We start from the raw sequence: 17948 nt of genomic DNA on the forward strand, positions 1-17948 counted from the left end.
ATGGTCGGTCAGGGTGCCGTGGGGAGGCGCACCTCCGCCAGGACGGCGCGGTGGTCGCTGCCGGGGAGGGGGTGCACCTGGACCGAACCGACGGCGATGCGGCGGTCCACCAGGACGTGGTCGATGGTGACCGGGGGGATCGGGTCCCCGTCGTACGGGCCCCAGGTGCCGGTGAGCCCCGCGCCGGCCGCGTCGGCGGCGTCGACGTACCCGGTGCGCAGCAGGGCGCGCAGCGGCGCGTGGTCGAGGGTGGCGTTGAAGTCCCCGGCCAGGATGCTCAGCCTGCCGTTCGGGGTGGCCGCGGGCTGTGCCCGCAGGTCGGTCCACCAGTCCGGGACCACCTCGACGGCGTACGGGGCGGCCGGGTGCGCCGACTCGACCCGCAGCGGCGGCGCGCCCGGCACGGCCAGCGTGCCGTACGCCTGACTGAAGCCGAAGCCCTGGTTGCGCCGCACGCCCACCTCCGAGATCGGGAAGCGGGCGTAGAGCCCGGAGCCGGTGGTGCCCACCTCGGCGTTCAACTGTCGATAGGGGAGCAGCCCGGCCAACCCGAGCCGGTCCAGCTCGGCCGCGATGGCCGGGGTGAACTCCTGCACGGTCAGCACGTCCACCCGGTGCGCCCGGACCAGATCCACCACCACGCGCGGATCCGCCGCGCCCTTGAGCAGGTTGGCGGTGAGCACCCGCAGGGTGGGCCCGCCGGCCGCCGGCTGCCCGGAGGCGAGCGCGCGGGGCGCCACCGCGGCGGCCAGCGCGAGCGCCGTGACGGCCGCGACGACCGCGGGCCAGCGGCGCCGCAGGGCGAGCGCCAGCACCAGCGGCACCAGCGTCCAGGCGGCGACGTACGGAGTGAAGGCGACCACCTGCACCAGCGGTCCCCGTTCCAGCCCGGGAAGCCGGACGGCGGCCCAGGCCACTCCGGGCACCACCGTGAGCCAGCACCCCGCCGTCGCCACCCGCTGGGCCCGGCTGCCGACCCGCCCCCGTGTCAACAGGATCACGGCGGTCACCGTACGGGTCGGCGCTGCCCGCCGGTGCCTCCCCGCCGCTCGCCGCTGACCTCCTTCCTGCCGCCGCCCGGCCGTTGCCCGAACATCCGGCGCGCCGCGGACTGTGGCCGCCCGTGCCGTCTGGGCGGATCTGGGCCGGGCCGTACCGGGAGCCCCTTTGCGGGGCGCCCGGGCGAGTCGTCCTGATCCGGCCGCAAAGGGCCGCTGAGGGGCCGATAATCCGACGTTTGTCGGCCCACCGGCACGGGAAGCAAGCACCGTGACGGACATCTCGGACACCCTGGCCAGCTTGCCCAGCCCGGTCGATGCCGACGCGAGCGGCGTTGAGCTGGAACAGACCCTCTTCGAGATCAAACGCGTGATCGTCGGGCAGGATCAGCTCGTCGAACGCCTGCTCACGGCCCTGATCGCGGACGGACACTGCCTGCTCGAGGGCGTGCCGGGCGTGGCCAAGACCCTGGCCGCGCAGACCCTCGCCACGGTGGTCGGCGGCACCTTCTCCCGGATCCAGTTCACCCCCGACCTGGTCCCCTCCGACATCGTCGGTACCCGGATCTACCGGGCGTCGACCGAGACCTTCGACGTCGAGCTGGGCCCGATCATGGCCAATCTGGTGCTGGCCGACGAGATCAACCGGGCGCCGGCCAAGGTGCAGTCGGCGCTGTTGGAGGCGATGGCCGAGCGGCAGGTCTCGATCGGCGGGCGCAGCTGGGAGGTCCCTGACCCGTTCCTGGTGCTCGCCACCCAGAACCCGATCGAATCGGAGGGGGTGTACCAGCTTCCGGAGGCGCAGCGCGACCGGTTCCTCATGAAGATCGTGGTCGATTACCCGAGCGACGCCGACGAGCTGGCCATCCTCTACCGGATGAGCACGGACCGGCCGACACCCCGCCAGGTGCTCGACCCCGCCCGGCTTCGCGAGCTGCAGCGCCGTGCCGGCCACGTCTTCGTGCACCACGCCCTGGCCGAGTACGTCGTTCGGCTCATCCTCGCCACCCGGGATCCCGGCCGGTTCGGGCTGCCGGAGATGGCGCCGCTGCTGGCGTACGGGGCAAGCCCCCGGGCCACCCTCGGCCTGGTCGCCGCAGCCCGGGCCCAGGCCCTGCTGCGCGGCCGGGAGTACGTGCTGCCGGAGGACGTACGGGAGCTGGCCGTCGACGTGCTCGCCCACCGGCTGGTGCTCTCCTTCGACGCGGTCGCCGACGGGGTCTCCGCCGAGTCCGTGGTCGGCCGGCTGATCGAGGCGGTGCCACCGCCCCGGGTCGTCACCGGCCACCCCGAGGCGGCGCCCGACCTGGCGGCGGCATGAGGCGCCGCGCCGCCCCGGCGCCACCGCGCCACCCGGCCGACCCCGGTCTGGCCGACCTCGCCCCCGACCAGCGGCTGCGCCGGCTGGAACTGACCGTCACCCGCCGGCTCGACGGGCTGCTGCAGGGCCAGCACCGGGGCCTGCTACCCGGTCCGGGCAGCGAATTCGCGGGCAGCCGGGAGTACCGCCCCGGCGAGGACGAGGTGCGCCGGATGGACTGGGCGGTGACCGCCCGCACCACCGTTCCGCACGTCCGCGAGGTCGACGCCGACCGGGAGCTGACCACCTGGTTGCTGGTGGACGCCAGCCCCAGCATGGAGTACGGCACGGCCACGTTGGACAAACGGGAGCTCGCGGTGGCCGCCGTTGCCGCCGTCGGCTTCCTCACCGCCGGAGCGGGCAACCGGCTCGGCGCGCAGATCCTCGGCCCAGGCGGCCTGCGCCGGTTCCCGGCCCGCGGCGGGCGTACCCACCTGCTGGGGCTGCTCCGCGCGCTGCTCGCCGCCCCCCGCACCGGCGGGTACGACGAGGAGTCCGCCCCGGCTCGACAACTCCAGCTCGGCGCCTCTGACGCCGCGCCGCGACCTGAAGCCGTCGCTGGAGCCGTCGTCGCCCCGCCGACGCTGGTCGACGGGCTGGACGGCGTGCAGCGGGTGGCCGCCCGGCGCGGCCTGGTCGTGGTGGTCTCCGACTTCCTCGACGGGCTGCCCGACGACCCGGATGGGGCTCCGCCCTGGGAGTTGACCCTGCGCCGGCTCGCCGCCCGGCACCAGGTGCTCGCGGTCGAGGTGACCGACCCGCGTGAGCTGGAGCTGCCGGACGTCGGCCTGATCACCCTGGTCGACCCCGAGACCGGCCGGCGGCGCGAGGTGTGGACCGGCGACCGCGCGCTGCGGGAGCGGTACGCCGCGGCCGCCGCCGCCCAGCGTGACCAGGTACGCCAGGCGCTGCGCCGGGCCGGGGCGACCCATCTGCTGCTGCGCACCGACCGGGACTGGACCGCGGACATCGTCCGGCACGTGCACGCCCAGCGCCGGCTGGCCGCCGCTCCGGCCGCGGCCCGGGGAGGTGGCGCGTGACCTGGCAGTCCCCGGCCCGGCTCTGGCTGCTGTTCGGCGTGCTCGCCCTCGTCGCCGGCTACCTGATGATGCAGCGTCGGCGCAGCCGGTACGCCGTCCGGTTCACCAACCTGCGGCTGCTTGACCGGGTGGCGCCGCAGCGACCGGCCTGGCGCCGGCACGTCCCGGCGGGGCTCTTCCTGGCCATGCTCGCGCTACTGGTGGTGGGCTTTGCCCGGCCCAGCGCCGAGGTCCGGGTGCCCCGGGAACGGGCCACCGTGATGGTCGCGGTGGACGTCTCCACCTCGATGCTCGCCACCGACGTCGACCCGGACCGGCTGACCGCCGCCAAGGAGGCCGCCCGACGCTTCGTCGACGGCCTGCCGGACGAGTTCAACGTCGGGCTGGTCGCCTTCGCCGGTAGCGCCGCGGTGATGGTTCCGCCGGGCACCGACCGGGAGGCGCTGCACGAGGGGATCGAGCGGCTGGCCGAGGGGTTGACCGGGGTGCAGGGGACCGCCATCGGGGAGGCGATCAGCACCTCGCTGGCCGCGGTGAAGAGCCTGGACAGCAAGGCCGCGAAGGATCCGCCGCCGGCCCGGATCATCCTCCTCTCCGACGGGGCGAACACCTCCGGCATGGACCCGATGGAGGCGGCCGCGCAGGCCGTGGCGGTCCAGGTGCCGGTGCACACCATCTCGTTCGGCACCCCGTCCGGCTCGGTGGATCGGGGCGGTCGGGCCATCCAGGTGCCGGTCGACGGGCAGACCCTCAAGGCGGTCGCCGAGGAGACCGGCGGCCGCTTCCACGAGGCGTCGAGCAGCGCCGAACTGCGCGCCGTCTACGAGGACCTCGGGACCTCGGTCGGTTACCGCACCGAGCGGCAGGACATCTCGGCCCGGTTCATCGGCCTCGGGCTGGTCTTCGCGATGGGCGCCGCGGCCGGATCCCTGCGGTGGTTCTCCCGGCTGCCCTGAACCGCACGACACGTGATGACCGCACGACAGGTGAGGAGCGCACGGATGGCAGTGCAGAGCGGGCTGGGCGAGCCGCGCGGTCCCTGGTTCGTCTCGCCGGACCTCGATCCGGACGGGCGCATCCGGTGGGACGTACCCGGATCGGGTCGGGACCCGGGGCGGCGGCGGAGCTGGCGCGGCCGGCTGCTGGCCGCGCTGGCGGTGATCGCCCTCTCCACGGTCTCCGGCGCGGCGGCCGGCGGCTGGGTCGCCAGCCGGGACGGCGCCCCGGGGCCCACCGCGGCCTCCGCGGCGCCCGTCCCGGCGGAGCTGGTCACCGCCGCCGAGAAGACCGTGCCGGGGGTGGTCTCGGTGATGGTCGGTGGCGGTGGCTCGGGGGCCACCGGCTCCGGGTTCGCCATCGACGACCAGCAGCACATCATCACCAACGACCACATCCTGGCCCGCGGCGGCGGGGGACCGGTCACCGTGGAGATGCCGGACGGCCGCCGGCTCACCGCGGAGGTGGTGGGACGGGAGCCGGGCAGCGACCTCGCCGTGCTCAAGGTGCCCGCGTCGGCCCGGCTCACCGCGCTGCCGCTGGCCAAGCCGAACTCCACCCGGGTCGGCGAGCCGGTACTCGCGGTCGGTTCCCCGCTCGGCCTGTCCGGCACGGTGACCGCCGGTATCGTCAGCGCGCTCAACCGGCCGGTCCGGCTCGGCTCCGGCCGGCACAGCGCGGTGCAGACGGACGCCTCGATCAACCCCGGCAACTCCGGGGGACCGCTGGTCAACGCCCGGGGTGAGGTGGTCGGGGTGAACACGGCCATCGCCACCATCGACGGCAACGGCTCGATCGGCATCGGCTTCGCCATCCCGATCGACCAGGTTCAGCAGACCGCCGACACCATCATCGGCCGGGGTGGCTGACCTGCCGGAGTTCCCGGCCGGGCGCGGGCGAGGGAGGCTGTCGGATATCGGGCGCGACGCCATGGGGCCATGGAAATATCACGCTGAGTGTGGATACTGTCTTGGGTGGAGCGACCTCTCTTCTCCGTCCTGCTCGCCCTCGGGGTCGTGATGGGCTGCCTGCTGGGTGCGGCCTACGCACGGGCGCGCCGCGGATGGGCCGACTACCAGACCATCAAGAAGAGCGTGCCGGGCTCTCGCCGCACCGCCTGGTTGCTGATCCGGTTGGTAACCACGAGGATCGGGGTGGTCGCGCTGCTGCTTCTCGGAGCGGTGGCCTACGCCGCCGTCGGTCCCGATCACGAGCGGGCAGATCCGGGTCCGGCTCCGTCGGTGACGCCGTCGCCCACCCCCACCGTCCGGGCGGACCGCTAGCCTCAGTGGGTGGACGACGGACTGCGGGTGAATGACCAGCTGCTGGTCCCCTCCGCCGAGCTGCGGGAACGCTTCTCCCGCTCCTCGGGGCCGGGCGGGCAGGGCGTCAACACCGCTGACTCGCGGGTCGAGCTGAGCTTCGACCTGGCCGGCTCGCCGAGCGTGCCCGAGCCGCTGCGGGCCCGGGCGCTGGAGCGGCTCGCCAACCGGCTGGTCGACGGCGTGCTGACCATCGCCGCCAGCGAGCACCGGACCCAGTTGTCCAACCGGGAGGCGGCCCGGGAACGGATGGTCGCCCTGCTGCGCGACGCGATCGCCCCGCCGCCGAAGCCGCGCCGCCCCACCCGTCCCTCCCGGGCGGCCAAGGAACGCCGGCTCGCCGAGAAGAAGCGCCAGTCCCAGCGCAAGCGCGAGCGCCGCGTCGACGGCGACTGAGCCGATAATCGCGCGCGGTCGGCCCGGCACGGGGCCTATGGTCCACGACCATGACCACCGAAACGCGGCACGGGATCCCGGTGTACGCCTGCCCCGCGGAGGGGGCGCCGCTGCGCGACGGCGCGGACGCCCTCGAGGTGGTCGGGGCGGCCCTCGGCGCCGGCGCCGAGCTGGTGGTGTTGCCGGTGGAGCGGCTGACCGGCGACTTCTTCCGGCTGCGCAGCGGGGTCGCCGGGGAGATCGCGCAGAAGTTCGTCAACTACCGGTTGCGGCTGGCCGTGGTCGGCGACATCGCTGGGCATCTGGCCGACAGCGCGCCGCTGCGGGACTTCGTCCGGGAGTCCAACCGGGGCCGCCAGCTCTGGTTCCTCGCCAGCCCCGCCGAGCTCGACGAGCGGCTCCGGAAAACGGTTTGAGGGCGGCTTCGGCGACGCCGACAATCGCCGGATGTCCGTCGACCACCAGGCGCCCGGCTTCTCGGTCAAGCCCACGCTCACCGGCGGGCGCGTGGTGCTACGCCCGTTCGTCGACGACGACCTGGCGGCCTTCGAGGTGGCGCTGGCCGACCCGGAGGTCGCCCGGCTCACCGGCAGCCCGCCCGACGGCGGCTTCGACACCGAGCGGCTGCGGGCCTGGTACGGCAGCCGTGGACGCCACCGTCATGTCGATCCTCGCCCCGGAGTGGGCGGCGCACCGCGGCCACCCGCGGGCTGCCCTGACGCGGTGATCGAGATGCTGCTGCGCGGGCTGTGGGCAGGCTGACCGGTCCGTCAGTCGAGCGCGGCCAGCAGCCGGGCCCGCAGTGGGGCGGCCCGCTCGGCGAAGCCGCGCTGCGCGGCGGCGTACTCGGCCCGGCCCTCCGGCGTCTCCACCCGCACCGGCGGGTATCCGAGGTCAGCGAGGTCGTACGGGCTGGCCCGCATGTCCAGCGTGCGGATCTCCCGGGCCAGCGCGAAGCAGTCCGCGACCAGCTCCGAGGGCACCAGCGGAGAGAGCTTGTACGCCCATTTGTAGAGGTCCATGTTGGCGTGCAGGCAGCCCGGCTGCTCCAGGGCGTACTGGGTCTCCCGGGTCGGGGTGAGCAGGTTCAGCGGGCGGGCCGGCGGGGTGAAGAACCGGTACGCGTCGAAGTGGCTGCACCGCACGCCCCGCTCCTCGACGACGGCGGCGGTCTCGGCCGGGCTCAGCCGCAGCGGCCAGGCGTTGTGGCGTACCTCGTCCTGGGTCTGCCGGTAGACCATCGCCCACTCGTGCATCCCGAAGCAGCCGAAGTGCGCCGGACGGCCGGCGGTCGCGGCGAGCAGGGTGCGGATCCACCGGATCGACTCCGCGCGCCGGGCGCGTACCCCCTCGGTGTCGAGGGTGCGGCCGGCGGCGGTGGTCAGGTAGTCCCGGCCGAACTCGGCCGGGCCCGCCCCGCGCAGCAGTACCCCGGCGCCCGGGTGCCAGCGGCGCAGTTGGGCGGGGCGGTGGGAGTAGTAGCTGAAGAGGAAGTCCTCCACCGGGTGCGTCGCCCCGGTGCGCCGGCGAGCCAGGTGCGGCGCGAGCCAGGCGTCCACCCGCTCCTCGTGCGCCCGCCGCCGGGCCTGCCAGTCGGCCACGTCGAGGGCGGGGGCGAGGGCGGCGGTCACGGACCCAAGGGTACGACCGTCGCCCGACCACCGGTCAGGGCACGTCCACCCGCACCCCGGCGGAGAAGACCCCGCTGCGCAGCTCCAACTGCTTCGGCGGTTGTGCGCCGTTCAGCGTGAAGACCAGCGGCAGCACGACCCGGCTGCCCGCCGCGACGGGCGCGGCGAAGACGTCCCGTCCCAGGTTGGCCACCCGGGTGGCGTTCTCGTCGGTGCTCACCCAGTTGCCCCCGGGCAGGTACGCCCGCTGCAGTTGGCCGTGCCAGGACTGCTCCTCGGGCGTGAGGTTGCGCACCCCGACGGTGGCCTGGCACTGCCGGCCGCCGGTCGTGCCGATCGGCTGGCCCGCCATCGCGCAGGCGACCCGGTAGACGGTGAACTCGAAGGCCGACTCGCGCAGCGGCACGCCGACGCTGCCGCTGACGGTCTTCCCCGTCCAGGCGCCGCTGGTCGGCTGCTGCTTCGTGTCGATCGAGGCGGCTCGCCGGGTTGCCGTCCAGGTCGCCGTGCCGACCACGCCGGCCACCACCACCGCCGCGACCCCCACCACCAGCCAGACCGGCGGGGTGCGCCGTCGTCCCGCTGACGGGGGCATGGCCCGGCGCGGGTAGACGGTTCCGGGGCCCCCCGGGCCACCGGCCCCGCCGGCCATCGGCGACCCCCCGGCGGTGGCCGCGACGGCCGGGGCGACGGCCGAGCGCCGGCGACGTTGCCTCCACCACCAGAGCGCGCCGCCGGTGATGACCAGGAACGCGGCAAACGCGCCGAGCAGCACCGGCGGTCGGCGCCACGCGGGCGCGCCGGTCACCTTCGCCACCGGCGCCGGGCCCGCCGCCTTCCAGGTGGCGGTGCCACAGTCGTACGGCCGGGTGCCGTCGATGCCGTACGCGCAGGCCGGCGCGGTCACCGGCCGTCCCGGCGCGGTCATCTTGAGCGCGGTGTTCAGCGTGGTGGAGCTCCGCGCCGGCAGCTTCAGCCGCCAGGTCACCTCGCTGGCCGCGGCCGGTCCGGTCGGGCGGCTGGCCCGGCCGCCGGCGGTGACGATGGTCGCCGACGATCCGGGCGGCACTGCCTGCCGCACGGTGGTGTCGACCGGGGTGCTGGTCGCGTTGCGGACCTGGATCTGGTAGGCGGGCGCCGGGGTGCTGGCGGGTGCCACCGCCACGGTGACCGGTGAGGGCAGCGGCCGGAGCGGCACGGGCGTGCTGGGCACGGCCGGTGGCCCGGACGGTGCCGCGGGAGCCGGCGCGGCCGGTGTCGCCTGTGCCGGTGTGGCGGGTGCCGCCGGCGCCGGTGCGGCGTGGGCGGGTGCCGCCGCGGCCCGGGGCGCGGTGGCGGGCAGTGCCGGCACGGCGGCGAGGACGCCGAGACAGTGCACGAACACTGCGAGGACTCTGTGGTGTCGTCTCGATGCAGGCATACGAACGAACCTCCGGACCCGAAGCTATGGGTCCGGGACCGCCGTGCGGGTACGAAGTCGGCATTCCCGCCCGATCAGGCGGCGGGGCGGGTATTGTGCCGCGCCCGGCCACGTCGGCCCCGCGTCGGCGGCGTGGCGCCGGCCGCGCCCGGGTCACCGGCCTGGCGTCGGGGATAGATTGGCCGGGTGCGTATCGCTCGTTTTGCTCATGCCAAGGGAATGTCGTTCGGGGTCGTCGAGGGCGAGCCGGAGGCCGGGCCGCAGGGCCTGACCATCGCCGAGATCGAGGGGCACCCGTTCGGCCAGATCACCTTCTCCGGTGCCCGTTGGGCGCTCTCCGACGTCCGGCTGTTCTCGCCGATCCTGCCGAGCAAGGTGGTTTGCGTCGGCCGCAACTATGCCGAGCACGCCGCCGAGCACGGCAGCGAGGTGCCCAAGGAGCCGCTGCTCTTCCTGAAGCCCTCCACCTCGGTGATCGGGCCGCGCGACGCGATCCGGTTGCCGATCTTCTCCAGGCAGGTCGAGCACGAGGCGGAGCTGGCCGTGGTGATCGGCGCGCCGGGCGCCCGCCGGGCCGACCGCGCCGCCGCCGAGCGGGCGATCTTCGGCTACACCTGCGCCAATGACGTGACCGCGCGGGATCTCCAGCGCTCGGACGGGCAGTGGACGCGGGCCAAGGGCTTCGACTCGTTCTGCCCGATCGGACCGTGGATCACCACCGGGCTGGACGTCTCCGACCTGGAGGTCCGGTGTGAGGTTGGTCGCAACCCCGAGGAGATGGAGGTACGCCAGCTCGGCCGGACCAAGGACATGGTCTTCGACGTGCCGGCCCTGGTGTCGTACATCTCGCACGTGATGACGTTGCTCCCCGGCGACGTGGTGCTGACCGGCACCCCGGCCGGGGTTAGCCCGCTCGCTGAGGGGGATACGGTGACCGTGCGGATCGAGGGGATCGGCGAGCTCACCAACCCGGTGGTCTCGGTCGCCTGATCCGTTCGATCGCCCGAAACCGCAGGTCAGAGGCGGTTCGGGGGATTGGATTTGGCCTGTCGGCACCGGGAGGGTAAAGTTCATTCCCGGCGCCGCAAGGGGCCAATGGGGTATGGGGTAATTGGCAGCCCGACTGATTCTGGTTCAGTTAGTCTAGGTTCGAGTCCTGGTACCCCAGCGCAGCCGTGGGTTCGCGAGAATCCACGGTCGCTGGATTCTGGCGGAGTTCGGTTCCGTCCCTCGTGTGGGGGCGGCGGGTGATCTCTGATAGAGTGCAGTGTCCTCGCCCGCAGGGTGGGGAGGCACAAGTTCTGGCCCCGTCGTCTAGCGGCCCAGGACGCCGCCCTCTCAAGGCGGTAGCGCCGGTTCGAATCCGGTCGGGGCTACAGCGCTGACGGCCCGTTCCATCACGGTGGGACGGGCTTCTTCGCGTTTTCGGCCCGTCCCGCCTCCTGTTTTGTCCCCGGGGCGGTTTGGTCCCGGGGGTGCGCCGTCCGGCCCCGTCGGCGGACGCCCGAGGCGGTGCCGGTAGACTACCGCCACACCGCCCGCCGGGGCGGTGAAGCAGGAAAATCCCTGGCCCCGTCGTCTAGCGGCCCAGGACGCCGCCCTCTCAAGGCGGTAGCGCCGGTTCGAATCCGGTCGGGGCTACCACGGAATCGGCCCGCCTCGCTCCCGCGAGGCGGGCCGCTCCCGTTCCCGGCCTGCGGCCCCGCTCCACCCGTGCCCTTGATCATGAAGTTGTTGTCATCGAAATCGGCGTGTCCTGACAACAACTTCATGATCATCGGGGCCGGGCCGGGCGGGGCGGGGCGGGGCGGGTGTGGGCAGGCGGGGTGGGGGTTAGAGGCCGGAGAGGCGTTGGCCGGCTCGCACGACGGCCATGGCGTGGCGTTCGCCGGGGCGGCGGCCCAGGCGCTCGATGGGGCCGGAGATGCTGATGGCGGCGATCACCCGGCCGGTGCGGTCGCGGATCGGGGCCGAGACGCTCGCCACACCCGCCTCCCGTTCGGCGACGCTCTGCGCCCAGCCGCGGCGGCGTACCTCGGCCAGGGTGCGGCCGGTGAACTTGGAGCGGGGCAGGAGCGGCATGACCGCCTCCGGTGGCTCCCAGGCGAGCAGGATCTGTGCCGCCGAACCGGCCGTCATCGGCAGCACCGAGCCCACCGGCACGGTGTCCCGCAGGCCACTGGCCCGCTCGGCGGCGGCCACGCAGATCCGCTCGTCGGCCCGGCGCAGGTAGAGCTGGGCGCTCTCGCCGGTGGCGTCGCGCAGCGCGCCGAGCAGCGGCTCGGCCGCGGTCAGCAGCACGTCCGGCGCGGCGTTGGCCAGCTCGCCGAGCCGGGGGCCCGGGCGCCAGCGCCCCTGGGTGTCCCGGACCAGCATCCGGTGGATCTCCAACGCCTGTGCCAGCCGGTGCGCGGTGGCCCGGGGCAGCTTGGTGCGTTCAACGAGTTCGGCCAGGCTGGCGCCGTCGACGCAGGCGGCCAGGATGACCACCGCCTTGTCGAGAACACCGACACCGCTCATACTGTGTCCCACAAGCCGAAACTTACCTCCCAGAATTTAGGATGTCCAGATGGTGGGAGTCACTCCTGAGCCCAGGACCTTGGCCGAGAAGGTCTGGGACGCGCACGTCGTGCGGTCCGCCGAGGGCGAGCCGGATCTGCTCTTCATCGACCTGCACCTGCTGCACGAGGTCACCAGCCCGCAGGCCTTCGACGGGCTGCGGCTGGCCGGCCGCCGGGTCCGCCGCACCGACCTGACGATCGCGACCGAGGATCACAACACCCCGACCGGATACGCCGACCCCGCGTTCCGCGAGCGGCGCGGCGACCTGCTCACCATCGCGGACCCCACCTCCCGCACCCAGATCGAGACGCTGCGCCGCAACTGCGCCGAGTTCGGCGTACGCCTGCACCCACTCGGCGACGAGAACCAGGGCATCGTGCACGTCATCGGCCCGCAGCTCGGTCTCACCCAGCCGGGCACGACGATCGTCTGCGGTGACTCGCACACGGCCACCCACGGCGCGTTCGGCGCGCTCGCCTTCGGCATCGGCACCAGCGAGGTGGAGCACGTGCTGGCCACCCAGACGCTGCCGCAGAGCCGCCCGAAGACGATGGCGGTGAACGTCACCGGCCAGCTCGGCCCGGGGGTCACCGCGAAGGACCTGGTGCTCGCGCTGATCGCCCAGGTCGGCACCGGCGGGGGCCGCGGCCACATCGTGGAGTACCGGGGCGAGGCGATCCGGGCCCTCTCCATGGAGGGCCGGATGACCATCGCCAACATGTCCATCGAGTGGGGCGCCAAGGCCGGCATGATCGCGCCGGACGAGGCCACCTTCGCGTACCTGAAGGGGCGGCCGAACGCGCCGCAGGGGGCCGACTGGGACGCCGCGGTGGCGTACTGGCGGACGCTGCCCACGGATGAGGGGGCGACCTTCGACGCCGAGGTGACCCTGGACGCGAGCCGGATCACCCCGTTCGTCACCTGGGGCACCAACCCGGGTCAGGGCGCGCCGCTGGGGTCCGCGGTGCCGGACCCGGAGGAGTTCGTCACGGAGTCCGAGCGGGCCGCCGCCCGCCGGGCCCTCGAATACATGGATCTGAAGCCGGGTACGCCGCTGCGCGACCTCGCGGTCGACGTGGTCTTCGTCGGCTCCTGCACCAACGGCCGGCTGGAGGACCTGCGCGCCGCCGCCGACGTGCTGCGCGGGCACCGGGTCGCCGACGGCGTACGGATGCTGGTGGTCCCCGGATCCGCGGCGGTGCGCGAGGCGGCCGAGGCGGAGGGGCTGGACAAGGTCTTCACCGACGCCGGCGCCGAGTGGCGCTTCGCGGGCTGCTCCATGTGTCTGGGGATGAACCCGGACACCCTTTCGCCGGGCCAGCGCTCGGCCTCGACCTCCAACCGCAACTTCGAGGGGCGCCAGGGTCGGGGCGGGCGTACCCACCTGGTGTCCCCGCCGGTCGCCGCCGCCACTGCCGTGGTCGGCCGGCTGGCCGCCCCCGCCGACCTGTAGAAGGGCAGCTTGCGAGCCATGGACAAGTTCACCACCCACACCGGCACCGCCGTGCCGCTGCGCCGTTCCAACGTGGACACCGATCAGATCATCCCGGCCGTGTACCTCAAGCGGGTGACCCGGACGGGCTTTGCGGACGGGCTCTTCAACGCGTGGCGGGAGGACCCGACATTCGTGCTCAACGATCCCGTCCATTCCGGTGCGTCGATTCTCGTGGCCGGTCCGGAGTTCGGTACCGGCTCCTCCCGGGAGCACGCCGTCTGGGCGCTGCGCGACTGGGGCTTCCGGGCCGTGATCTCGCCCCGCTTCGGTGACATCTTCCGCGGCAACGCCCTCAAGGAAGGGCTCCTTCCGGTGGAGTTGGAATTGAAAGCGGTGGAGGAGCTCTGGGATCTGGTGGAATCCGACCCGACCACCCCGATCATCGTGGACCTCACCGCCCGCCAGGTCCACGCCGGGGCCGCCACGTGGGCGTTCCCGCTCGACGACCACAGCCGCTGGCGGCTGATGGAGGGCTTGGATGACATTGGACTAACCCTCCGACACGAGGCCGAGATCAGCGCCTTCGAGGCGTCCCGGCCGTCGTTCCTGCCCTCGGTCGGATAGCCGTACGCCCGACCGCACATCGGTTTTCGCCCCCGCCGGCGCCGCTGGCGGGGGTGAATCCGTTAGGACACAAGGGCTTTTTTCCTCCGAATGTTTGTGTCCCGGCAGCACAGGGCATACCGTGCGCGCAGAATGGCTCGCGTCGAGTCAGTTGCACAATCGGGAGGAAGTCGTGAACAAGGCCGAGCTCATCGAGGCGCTCGCCGTTCGCCTGGGGGACCGGAAGACGGCGACGGCCGCGCTCGACGCGGTCCTCGCTGAGGTCCAGGGGGCGGTCACCAAGGGCGAGAAGGTGGCGATCACCGGATTCGGAGCATTCGAAAAGCGCGTCCGGGGTGCCCGAACAGCGCGCAATCCACGGACCGGCGAGGCGGTGAAGGTCAAGAAGACCTCCGTCCCGACCTTCCGTCCGGGCGCTGGCTTCAAGGAAATGGTGGCCAGCGGCAAGGTGCCGAAGAACACGCTCGCCGCCAAGAAGACCGCCGCCGCCAAGGCCGCTCCGGCAAAGAAGGCCGCCGCGGCCAAGGCCGCCCCGGCGAAGAAGGCGGCTCCGGCGAAGAAGGCCGCGCCGGCCAAGAAGGCCGCTCCGGCGAAGAAGGCCGCCGCGGCGAAGAAGGCGGCTCCGGCGAAGAAGGCCGCGCCGGCCAAGAAGGCCGCCGCGGCAAAGAAGGCGCCGGCGAAGAAGACCACCGCAGCGAAGAAGACCACCGCGGCAAAGAAGGCGCCGGCAAAGAAGGCGCCGGCGAAGAAGGCGCCGGCCAAGAAGGCGGCCGCCAGGCGCTGACCGCCCCGGCCCGAAGGGCGTCCACCCGCGGTGGTGGGCGCCCTTTTCCGGTACGACGCGGCGGGTGCCCCGTGGGCGGGCGTCGGCTGCGGCCGTTACAGCCGGTCGGCGGCGAGCAGCCGGTCGCCGGTGAAGGCGAGCAGCCAGCCGCCGCCCTTCGGGGTGGCGAAGTCGTCCGCCCGGCCGGTCAGCCGTTCCAGGGCGCCGGGGATCACCTTGCCCTGGCTGCACACCGCGACCGGCTCCCCGGCGCCGGCCAGCTCGACGAGACGGGCGGCGGCGGCCAGCACGCACTCCTCCGGCTGCTGGCCCGGCTTCGGCTCGTCGAGGTCGCCGACCACCTCGATCGGCAGGTCCAGCAGGGCGGCGGCCGGGTCCAGGGTCTGCACGCACCGACGGGCCGAGGCCGACAGCAGGCGTACCGGGCGGACCAGGGCCACCAGCTCGCCCAGGGCGTGGGCCTGCGCCCAGCCGATGGCGTCCAGCGGCCGGCCGGAGTCCGGCCCGGACCAGATGCCCCGCTTGCCGGCCTGCCCGTGCCGGACCAGCACCATCGTGGCGGTGACCGGGGGCAGCGCCGCGAACCCGGCGAGCACCTCGGCGTCGTGCGGGTAGCTGATCAGGCGTACCGCCTCGTCGACCGGGAGCCAGCGGACCTCGTCCACCTCGGTGTCCGGCTGGAAGCCGCCCTCCGCCACGGCCCGCATCGACCAGTAGTCGACCGCCTTGGGACGACCCTGGCTGCGGTAGCGGATGGTCGGCAGCCGCACCTGCGGCACCGCTCGGACGTCGGTCTCCTCGGCCACCTCGCGGACGGCCGCCCGCAGCGGGTGCTCGCCGGACTCCAGCTTGCCCTTGGGCAGCGACCAGTCGCCGTACCGGGGGCGGTGCACCAGGCAGACCTCGACGCCCCGGGCACCCGGCCGCCAGACGACCCCGCCCGCCGCCCGGACGTCCACCGGTTCGTCGATCGTCACCTGGTCACCGTAAGCCCGGCCGGGGCACGCTGTGGCCCGCTCAGCCGGCCGTCCCGCCCGCCCGGCGCAGCAACAGCTCCTGCAGGTCGATCAGCGGCGTCTCCGCCGTGCTCGTACGCCGGCTCCAGGTGCCCTCCGCGGCCAGCTCGAACGCGTCCACCTCCGAGCTCATCGCGGCGCTGAGCACGTAGTCGAGCTCGGCCCGGGCGACCGGGTCGCTCACCTGCACCAGCGCCTCCACCCGCCGGTCCAGGTTGCGGTGCATCAGGTCGGACGAGCCCATCCAGAACTCGGCGTCGCCGTTGTTGCCGAACCGGAAGACCCGCGAGTGCTCCAGGAACCGGCCGAGGATCGACCGGACCCGGATGTTCTCCGACAGGCCCGGGACACCCGGGCGGAGCGTGCACATGCCCCGGATCAGCAGATCGACGTGGACGCCGGCCTGAGAGGCCCGGTAGAGCGCGTCGATGATCTCCTCGTCCACCAGGGCGTTCACCTTCATCTGCACCAGCCCCGGCACGCCGAGCCGGACGTGGGCGATCTCCCGCTCGATCCGCTCGATCAGCCCGCTTCGGATGCCCTGCGGGGCCACCAGCAGCCGCCGGTACGCGGTCTGCCGGCTGTAGCCGGTGAGCACGTTGAACAGGTCGGTCAGGTCGGCGCCGATCTCCGGGTCGGCGGTCAGCATGCCGAAGTCCTCGTAGAGCCGGGCGGTCTTCGGGTGGTAGTTGCCGGTGCCGATGTGGCAGTAGCGGCGGATCTGGTTGCCCTCCTGGCGTACCACCAGGGCGGTCTTGCAGTGCGTCTTGAGGCCCACCAGGCCGTAGACGACGTGGCAGCCGGCGCGTTCCAGCGTCCGGGCCCAGCCGATGTTGGCCACCTCGTCGAAGCGCGCCTTCAACTCGACCAGCACCACCACCTGCTTGCCGGCGGCGGCAGCGTCGACCAACGCGTCGACGATCGGGGAGTCGCCGCTGGTGCGGTAGAGCGTCTGCTTGATGGCCAACACGTCCGGGTCGGCGGCGGCCTGCTCGATGAAGCGCTGCACGCTGGTGGCGAACGAGTGGTACGGGTGGTGCACCAGGATGTCCCCGTCCCGGAGGGTGGCGAAGACGCTGCGCGGCACCTCACCCTCGACGAGCCGGGGGTGGGTGGCCGGCACGAACGGTGGGTCCTTGAGCTCGGGGCGGTCGGCCTCGCCGTAGACCTGCCAGAGCGCGGAGAGATCCAGCAGGCCGGGCACCCGCAGCACGTCGTGGGCGTCCATGTCCAGCTCGCGGACGAGCAGCTCCAGCATGTGGTCGGAGATGGAGGCGGCGACCTCCAGGCGTACCGGTGGGCCGAACCGGCGCCGGGCCAGCTCCCGTTCCAGGGCCTGGAGCAGGTCCTCGTCGCGGTCCTCGTCGACCTCCACCTCCGCGTTGCGGGTCACCCGGAACAGGTGGCACTCCACCACCTGCATCCCGGAGAAGAGCTGCCCGAGGTGCACCGAGATGAGGTCCTCTACCGGGAGGAACCGGACGCCGGCGGAGTCCCGTGCGACCCGGACGAAGCGGGGCACGTTGTTCGGCACCTTGACCCGGGCGAAGAGTTCCGAGCCGCCGTCCGGATCGCGGACCGACACGGCCAGGTTGAGCGACCGCCCCGAGATGTACGGGAAGGGGTGCGCCGGGTCGACGGCGAGCGGCGTGAGCACGGGGAAGATGTGCTCCCGGAACCAGGTGCGCAGCCGCTCCCGCTCGGCGTCGTCCAGGTCGGTCCAGCGCAGGATCCGGATGTCCTCGCCGGCCAGCTTCGGCAGCACGTCGTCGACGAAGCAGGCGGCGTGCCGGGCGACCAGGCCGGCCGTCTTCTCCGCGATCAGCTCCAGCTGGGTACGCAGCGGAAGCCGGTCGCCGCCGCGAATCGGCAGGCCGGCCGAGAGCCGGCGCTTCAGCCCGGCCACCCGCACCATGTAGAACTCGTCCAGGTTGCTGGCGAAGATGGCCAGGAACTTGGCGCGCTCCAGCAGCGGGGTGCGCGGGTCCTCGGCCAGCGCCAGCACCCGGGCGTTGAAGTCGAGCCAGGCGAGCTCCCGGTTGAGGAACCGGTCCTCGGGCAGCGGCGGGGCCGCCGGTGGCGCGGCGTCCTCCGCGCTCGGTGCGGGCCGGCGGGTTGCCGGATCGAGCACCTCCTCCAGCCCCGCGGAGGCGGCCGCGGCGTCGGTGCCGGGGGACTCGGGCGTGGCCGGGACGCTCTCCACGGGGGCGCTGGTGGAGCGGAACCGGCCGCCGGCGCCGCGGGTGGGGACGCCGTTGCGGCGTTCGACCGCGTCAGACGCGTGCGGGGTACGTTCGGGGTGTTCGCGAGGGGTGCTCACCACCTCATAATCACCCGAATTCGGTGAACGGAAAATGAACTTCG

18 protein-coding genes and 3 tRNA genes are annotated in these 17948 nt (G+C 73.5%); 15 read left to right on the forward strand and 6 right to left on the reverse strand.

Annotated features, from left to right (window positions below):
• Positions 1 to 8: 8 nt before the first annotated feature.
• A complete protein-coding gene (locus GA0070624_RS10990) occupies positions 9 to 992 on the reverse strand; it encodes an endonuclease/exonuclease/phosphatase family protein (protein ID WP_245719141.1) in 984 nt (327 codons plus the stop codon).
• Positions 993 to 1269: 277 nt separating this feature from the next.
• On the opposite strand from GA0070624_RS10990, the gene GA0070624_RS10995 reads away from it, so the two are divergent.
• The 8 genes from GA0070624_RS10995 to GA0070624_RS35670 all read left to right on the forward strand — a co-directional run bounded on the left by GA0070624_RS10995 (position 1270) and on the right by GA0070624_RS35670 (position 6874).
• A complete protein-coding gene (locus tag GA0070624_RS10995; protein ID WP_091339844.1) occupies positions 1270 to 2319 on the forward strand; it encodes an AAA family ATPase in 1050 nt (349 codons plus the stop codon).
• On the forward strand, positions 2316 to 3398 hold the full coding sequence (locus GA0070624_RS11000) for a DUF58 domain-containing protein (RefSeq protein ID WP_091339847.1): 1083 nt from the start codon (positions 2316 to 2318) through the stop codon (positions 3396 to 3398). Before GA0070624_RS10995 ends, GA0070624_RS11000 begins: the two co-directional genes overlap by 4 nt.
• Positions 3395 to 4354: a VWA domain-containing protein gene (locus GA0070624_RS11005; RefSeq protein ID WP_091339848.1), complete on the forward strand. Its 960-nt coding sequence runs from the start codon at positions 3395 to 3397 to the stop codon at positions 4352 to 4354. The genes GA0070624_RS11000 and GA0070624_RS11005 overlap by 4 nt, the downstream gene beginning before the upstream one ends.
• Before the next feature lie 45 nt (positions 4355 to 4399).
• Positions 4400 to 5263, forward strand: a complete 864-nt coding sequence (locus GA0070624_RS11010; protein ID WP_091339851.1) for a S1C family serine protease — start codon at positions 4400 to 4402, stop codon at positions 5261 to 5263.
• Positions 5264 to 5368: 105 nt separating this feature from the next.
• On the forward strand, positions 5369 to 5677 hold the full coding sequence (locus GA0070624_RS11015) for a hypothetical protein (RefSeq protein WP_091339854.1): 309 nt from the start codon (positions 5369 to 5371) through the stop codon (positions 5675 to 5677).
• 9 nt (positions 5678 to 5686) lie between these two features.
• Complete coding sequence (gene arfB / locus GA0070624_RS11020; RefSeq protein WP_091339856.1) at positions 5687 to 6112, forward strand: alternative ribosome rescue aminoacyl-tRNA hydrolase ArfB; 426 nt, start codon at positions 5687 to 5689, stop codon at positions 6110 to 6112.
• A 50-nt stretch (positions 6113 to 6162) separates the two neighbouring features.
• Positions 6163 to 6528, forward strand: coding sequence for a DUF4180 domain-containing protein (locus GA0070624_RS11025; protein ID WP_091339859.1), 366 nt, complete (start codon positions 6163 to 6165; stop codon positions 6526 to 6528).
• Positions 6529 to 6559: 31 nt separating this feature from the next.
• Positions 6560 to 6874 (forward strand): GNAT family N-acetyltransferase, encoded by a 315-nt coding sequence (locus tag GA0070624_RS35670; protein ID WP_245718744.1) that lies wholly within the window; start codon positions 6560 to 6562, stop codon positions 6872 to 6874.
• Between the two features lie 8 nt (positions 6875 to 6882).
• Here GA0070624_RS35670 and GA0070624_RS11035 read toward each other — a convergent pair whose 3' ends face one another.
• Together GA0070624_RS11035 and GA0070624_RS11040 are read right to left on the reverse strand one after the other, a co-directional pair.
• Positions 6883 to 7743 (reverse strand): 3-methyladenine DNA glycosylase, encoded by an 861-nt coding sequence (locus GA0070624_RS11035; RefSeq protein ID WP_091339860.1) that lies wholly within the window; start codon positions 7741 to 7743, stop codon positions 6883 to 6885.
• 34 nt (positions 7744 to 7777) lie between these two features.
• The gene (locus tag GA0070624_RS11040; RefSeq protein WP_091339862.1) at positions 7778 to 9163 is read right to left on the reverse strand and encodes a hypothetical protein; all 1386 of its coding nucleotides are present in this window, start codon (positions 9161 to 9163) and stop codon (positions 7778 to 7780) included.
• A gap of 186 nt (positions 9164 to 9349) precedes the next feature.
• Between GA0070624_RS11040 and GA0070624_RS11045 the strand changes: the two genes are divergently transcribed.
• The 4 genes from GA0070624_RS11045 (at position 9350) to GA0070624_RS11060 (ending at position 10807) form a co-directional block, all read left to right on the forward strand.
• Positions 9350 to 10153 (forward strand): fumarylacetoacetate hydrolase family protein, encoded by an 804-nt coding sequence (locus tag GA0070624_RS11045; protein ID WP_091339865.1) that lies wholly within the window; start codon positions 9350 to 9352, stop codon positions 10151 to 10153.
• Between the two features lie 106 nt (positions 10154 to 10259).
• Positions 10260 to 10331 (forward strand) — tRNA-Gln (locus GA0070624_RS11050).
• 135 nt (positions 10332 to 10466) lie between these two features.
• Positions 10467 to 10539: transfer RNA gene (locus GA0070624_RS11055), tRNA-Glu, on the forward strand.
• 192 nt (positions 10540 to 10731) lie between these two features.
• A tRNA-Glu gene (locus tag GA0070624_RS11060) sits at positions 10732 to 10807 on the forward strand.
• Between the two features lie 189 nt (positions 10808 to 10996).
• Here GA0070624_RS11060 and GA0070624_RS11065 read toward each other — a convergent pair.
• Positions 10997 to 11683, reverse strand: coding sequence for an IclR family transcriptional regulator (locus GA0070624_RS11065; protein ID WP_091339869.1), 687 nt, complete (start codon positions 11681 to 11683; stop codon positions 10997 to 10999).
• A 49-nt stretch (positions 11684 to 11732) separates the two neighbouring features.
• Between GA0070624_RS11065 and leuC the strand changes: the two genes are divergently transcribed.
• The 3 genes from leuC (at position 11733) to GA0070624_RS11080 (ending at position 14568) form a co-directional block, all read left to right on the forward strand.
• On the forward strand, positions 11733 to 13178 hold the full coding sequence (gene leuC / locus GA0070624_RS11070) for a 3-isopropylmalate dehydratase large subunit (protein WP_091339872.1): 1446 nt from the start codon (positions 11733 to 11735) through the stop codon (positions 13176 to 13178).
• A gap of 18 nt (positions 13179 to 13196) precedes the next feature.
• A complete protein-coding gene (gene leuD, locus GA0070624_RS11075) occupies positions 13197 to 13784 on the forward strand; it encodes a 3-isopropylmalate dehydratase small subunit (RefSeq protein ID WP_091339875.1) in 588 nt (195 codons plus the stop codon).
• Between the two features lie 172 nt (positions 13785 to 13956).
• The gene (locus GA0070624_RS11080; RefSeq protein ID WP_091339878.1) at positions 13957 to 14568 is read left to right on the forward strand and encodes an HU family DNA-binding protein; all 612 of its coding nucleotides are present in this window, start codon (positions 13957 to 13959) and stop codon (positions 14566 to 14568) included.
• 95 nt (positions 14569 to 14663) lie between these two features.
• Here the strand turns inward: GA0070624_RS11080 and GA0070624_RS11085 are convergent, their stop codons facing one another.
• Together GA0070624_RS11085 and GA0070624_RS11090 are read right to left on the reverse strand one after the other, a co-directional pair.
• Positions 14664 to 15545 (reverse strand): NUDIX hydrolase, encoded by an 882-nt coding sequence (locus tag GA0070624_RS11085; RefSeq protein ID WP_091339881.1) that lies wholly within the window; start codon positions 15543 to 15545, stop codon positions 14664 to 14666.
• Between the two features lie 40 nt (positions 15546 to 15585).
• Complete coding sequence (locus GA0070624_RS11090; RefSeq protein WP_176731663.1) at positions 15586 to 17904, reverse strand: RNA degradosome polyphosphate kinase; 2319 nt, start codon at positions 17902 to 17904, stop codon at positions 15586 to 15588.
• Positions 17905 to 17948 lie beyond the last annotated feature (44 nt).

Origin of the sequence: Micromonospora rhizosphaerae (assembly GCF_900091465.1) — a bacterium.
GTDB lineage: Bacteria > Actinomycetota > Actinomycetes > Mycobacteriales > Micromonosporaceae > Micromonospora > Micromonospora rhizosphaerae.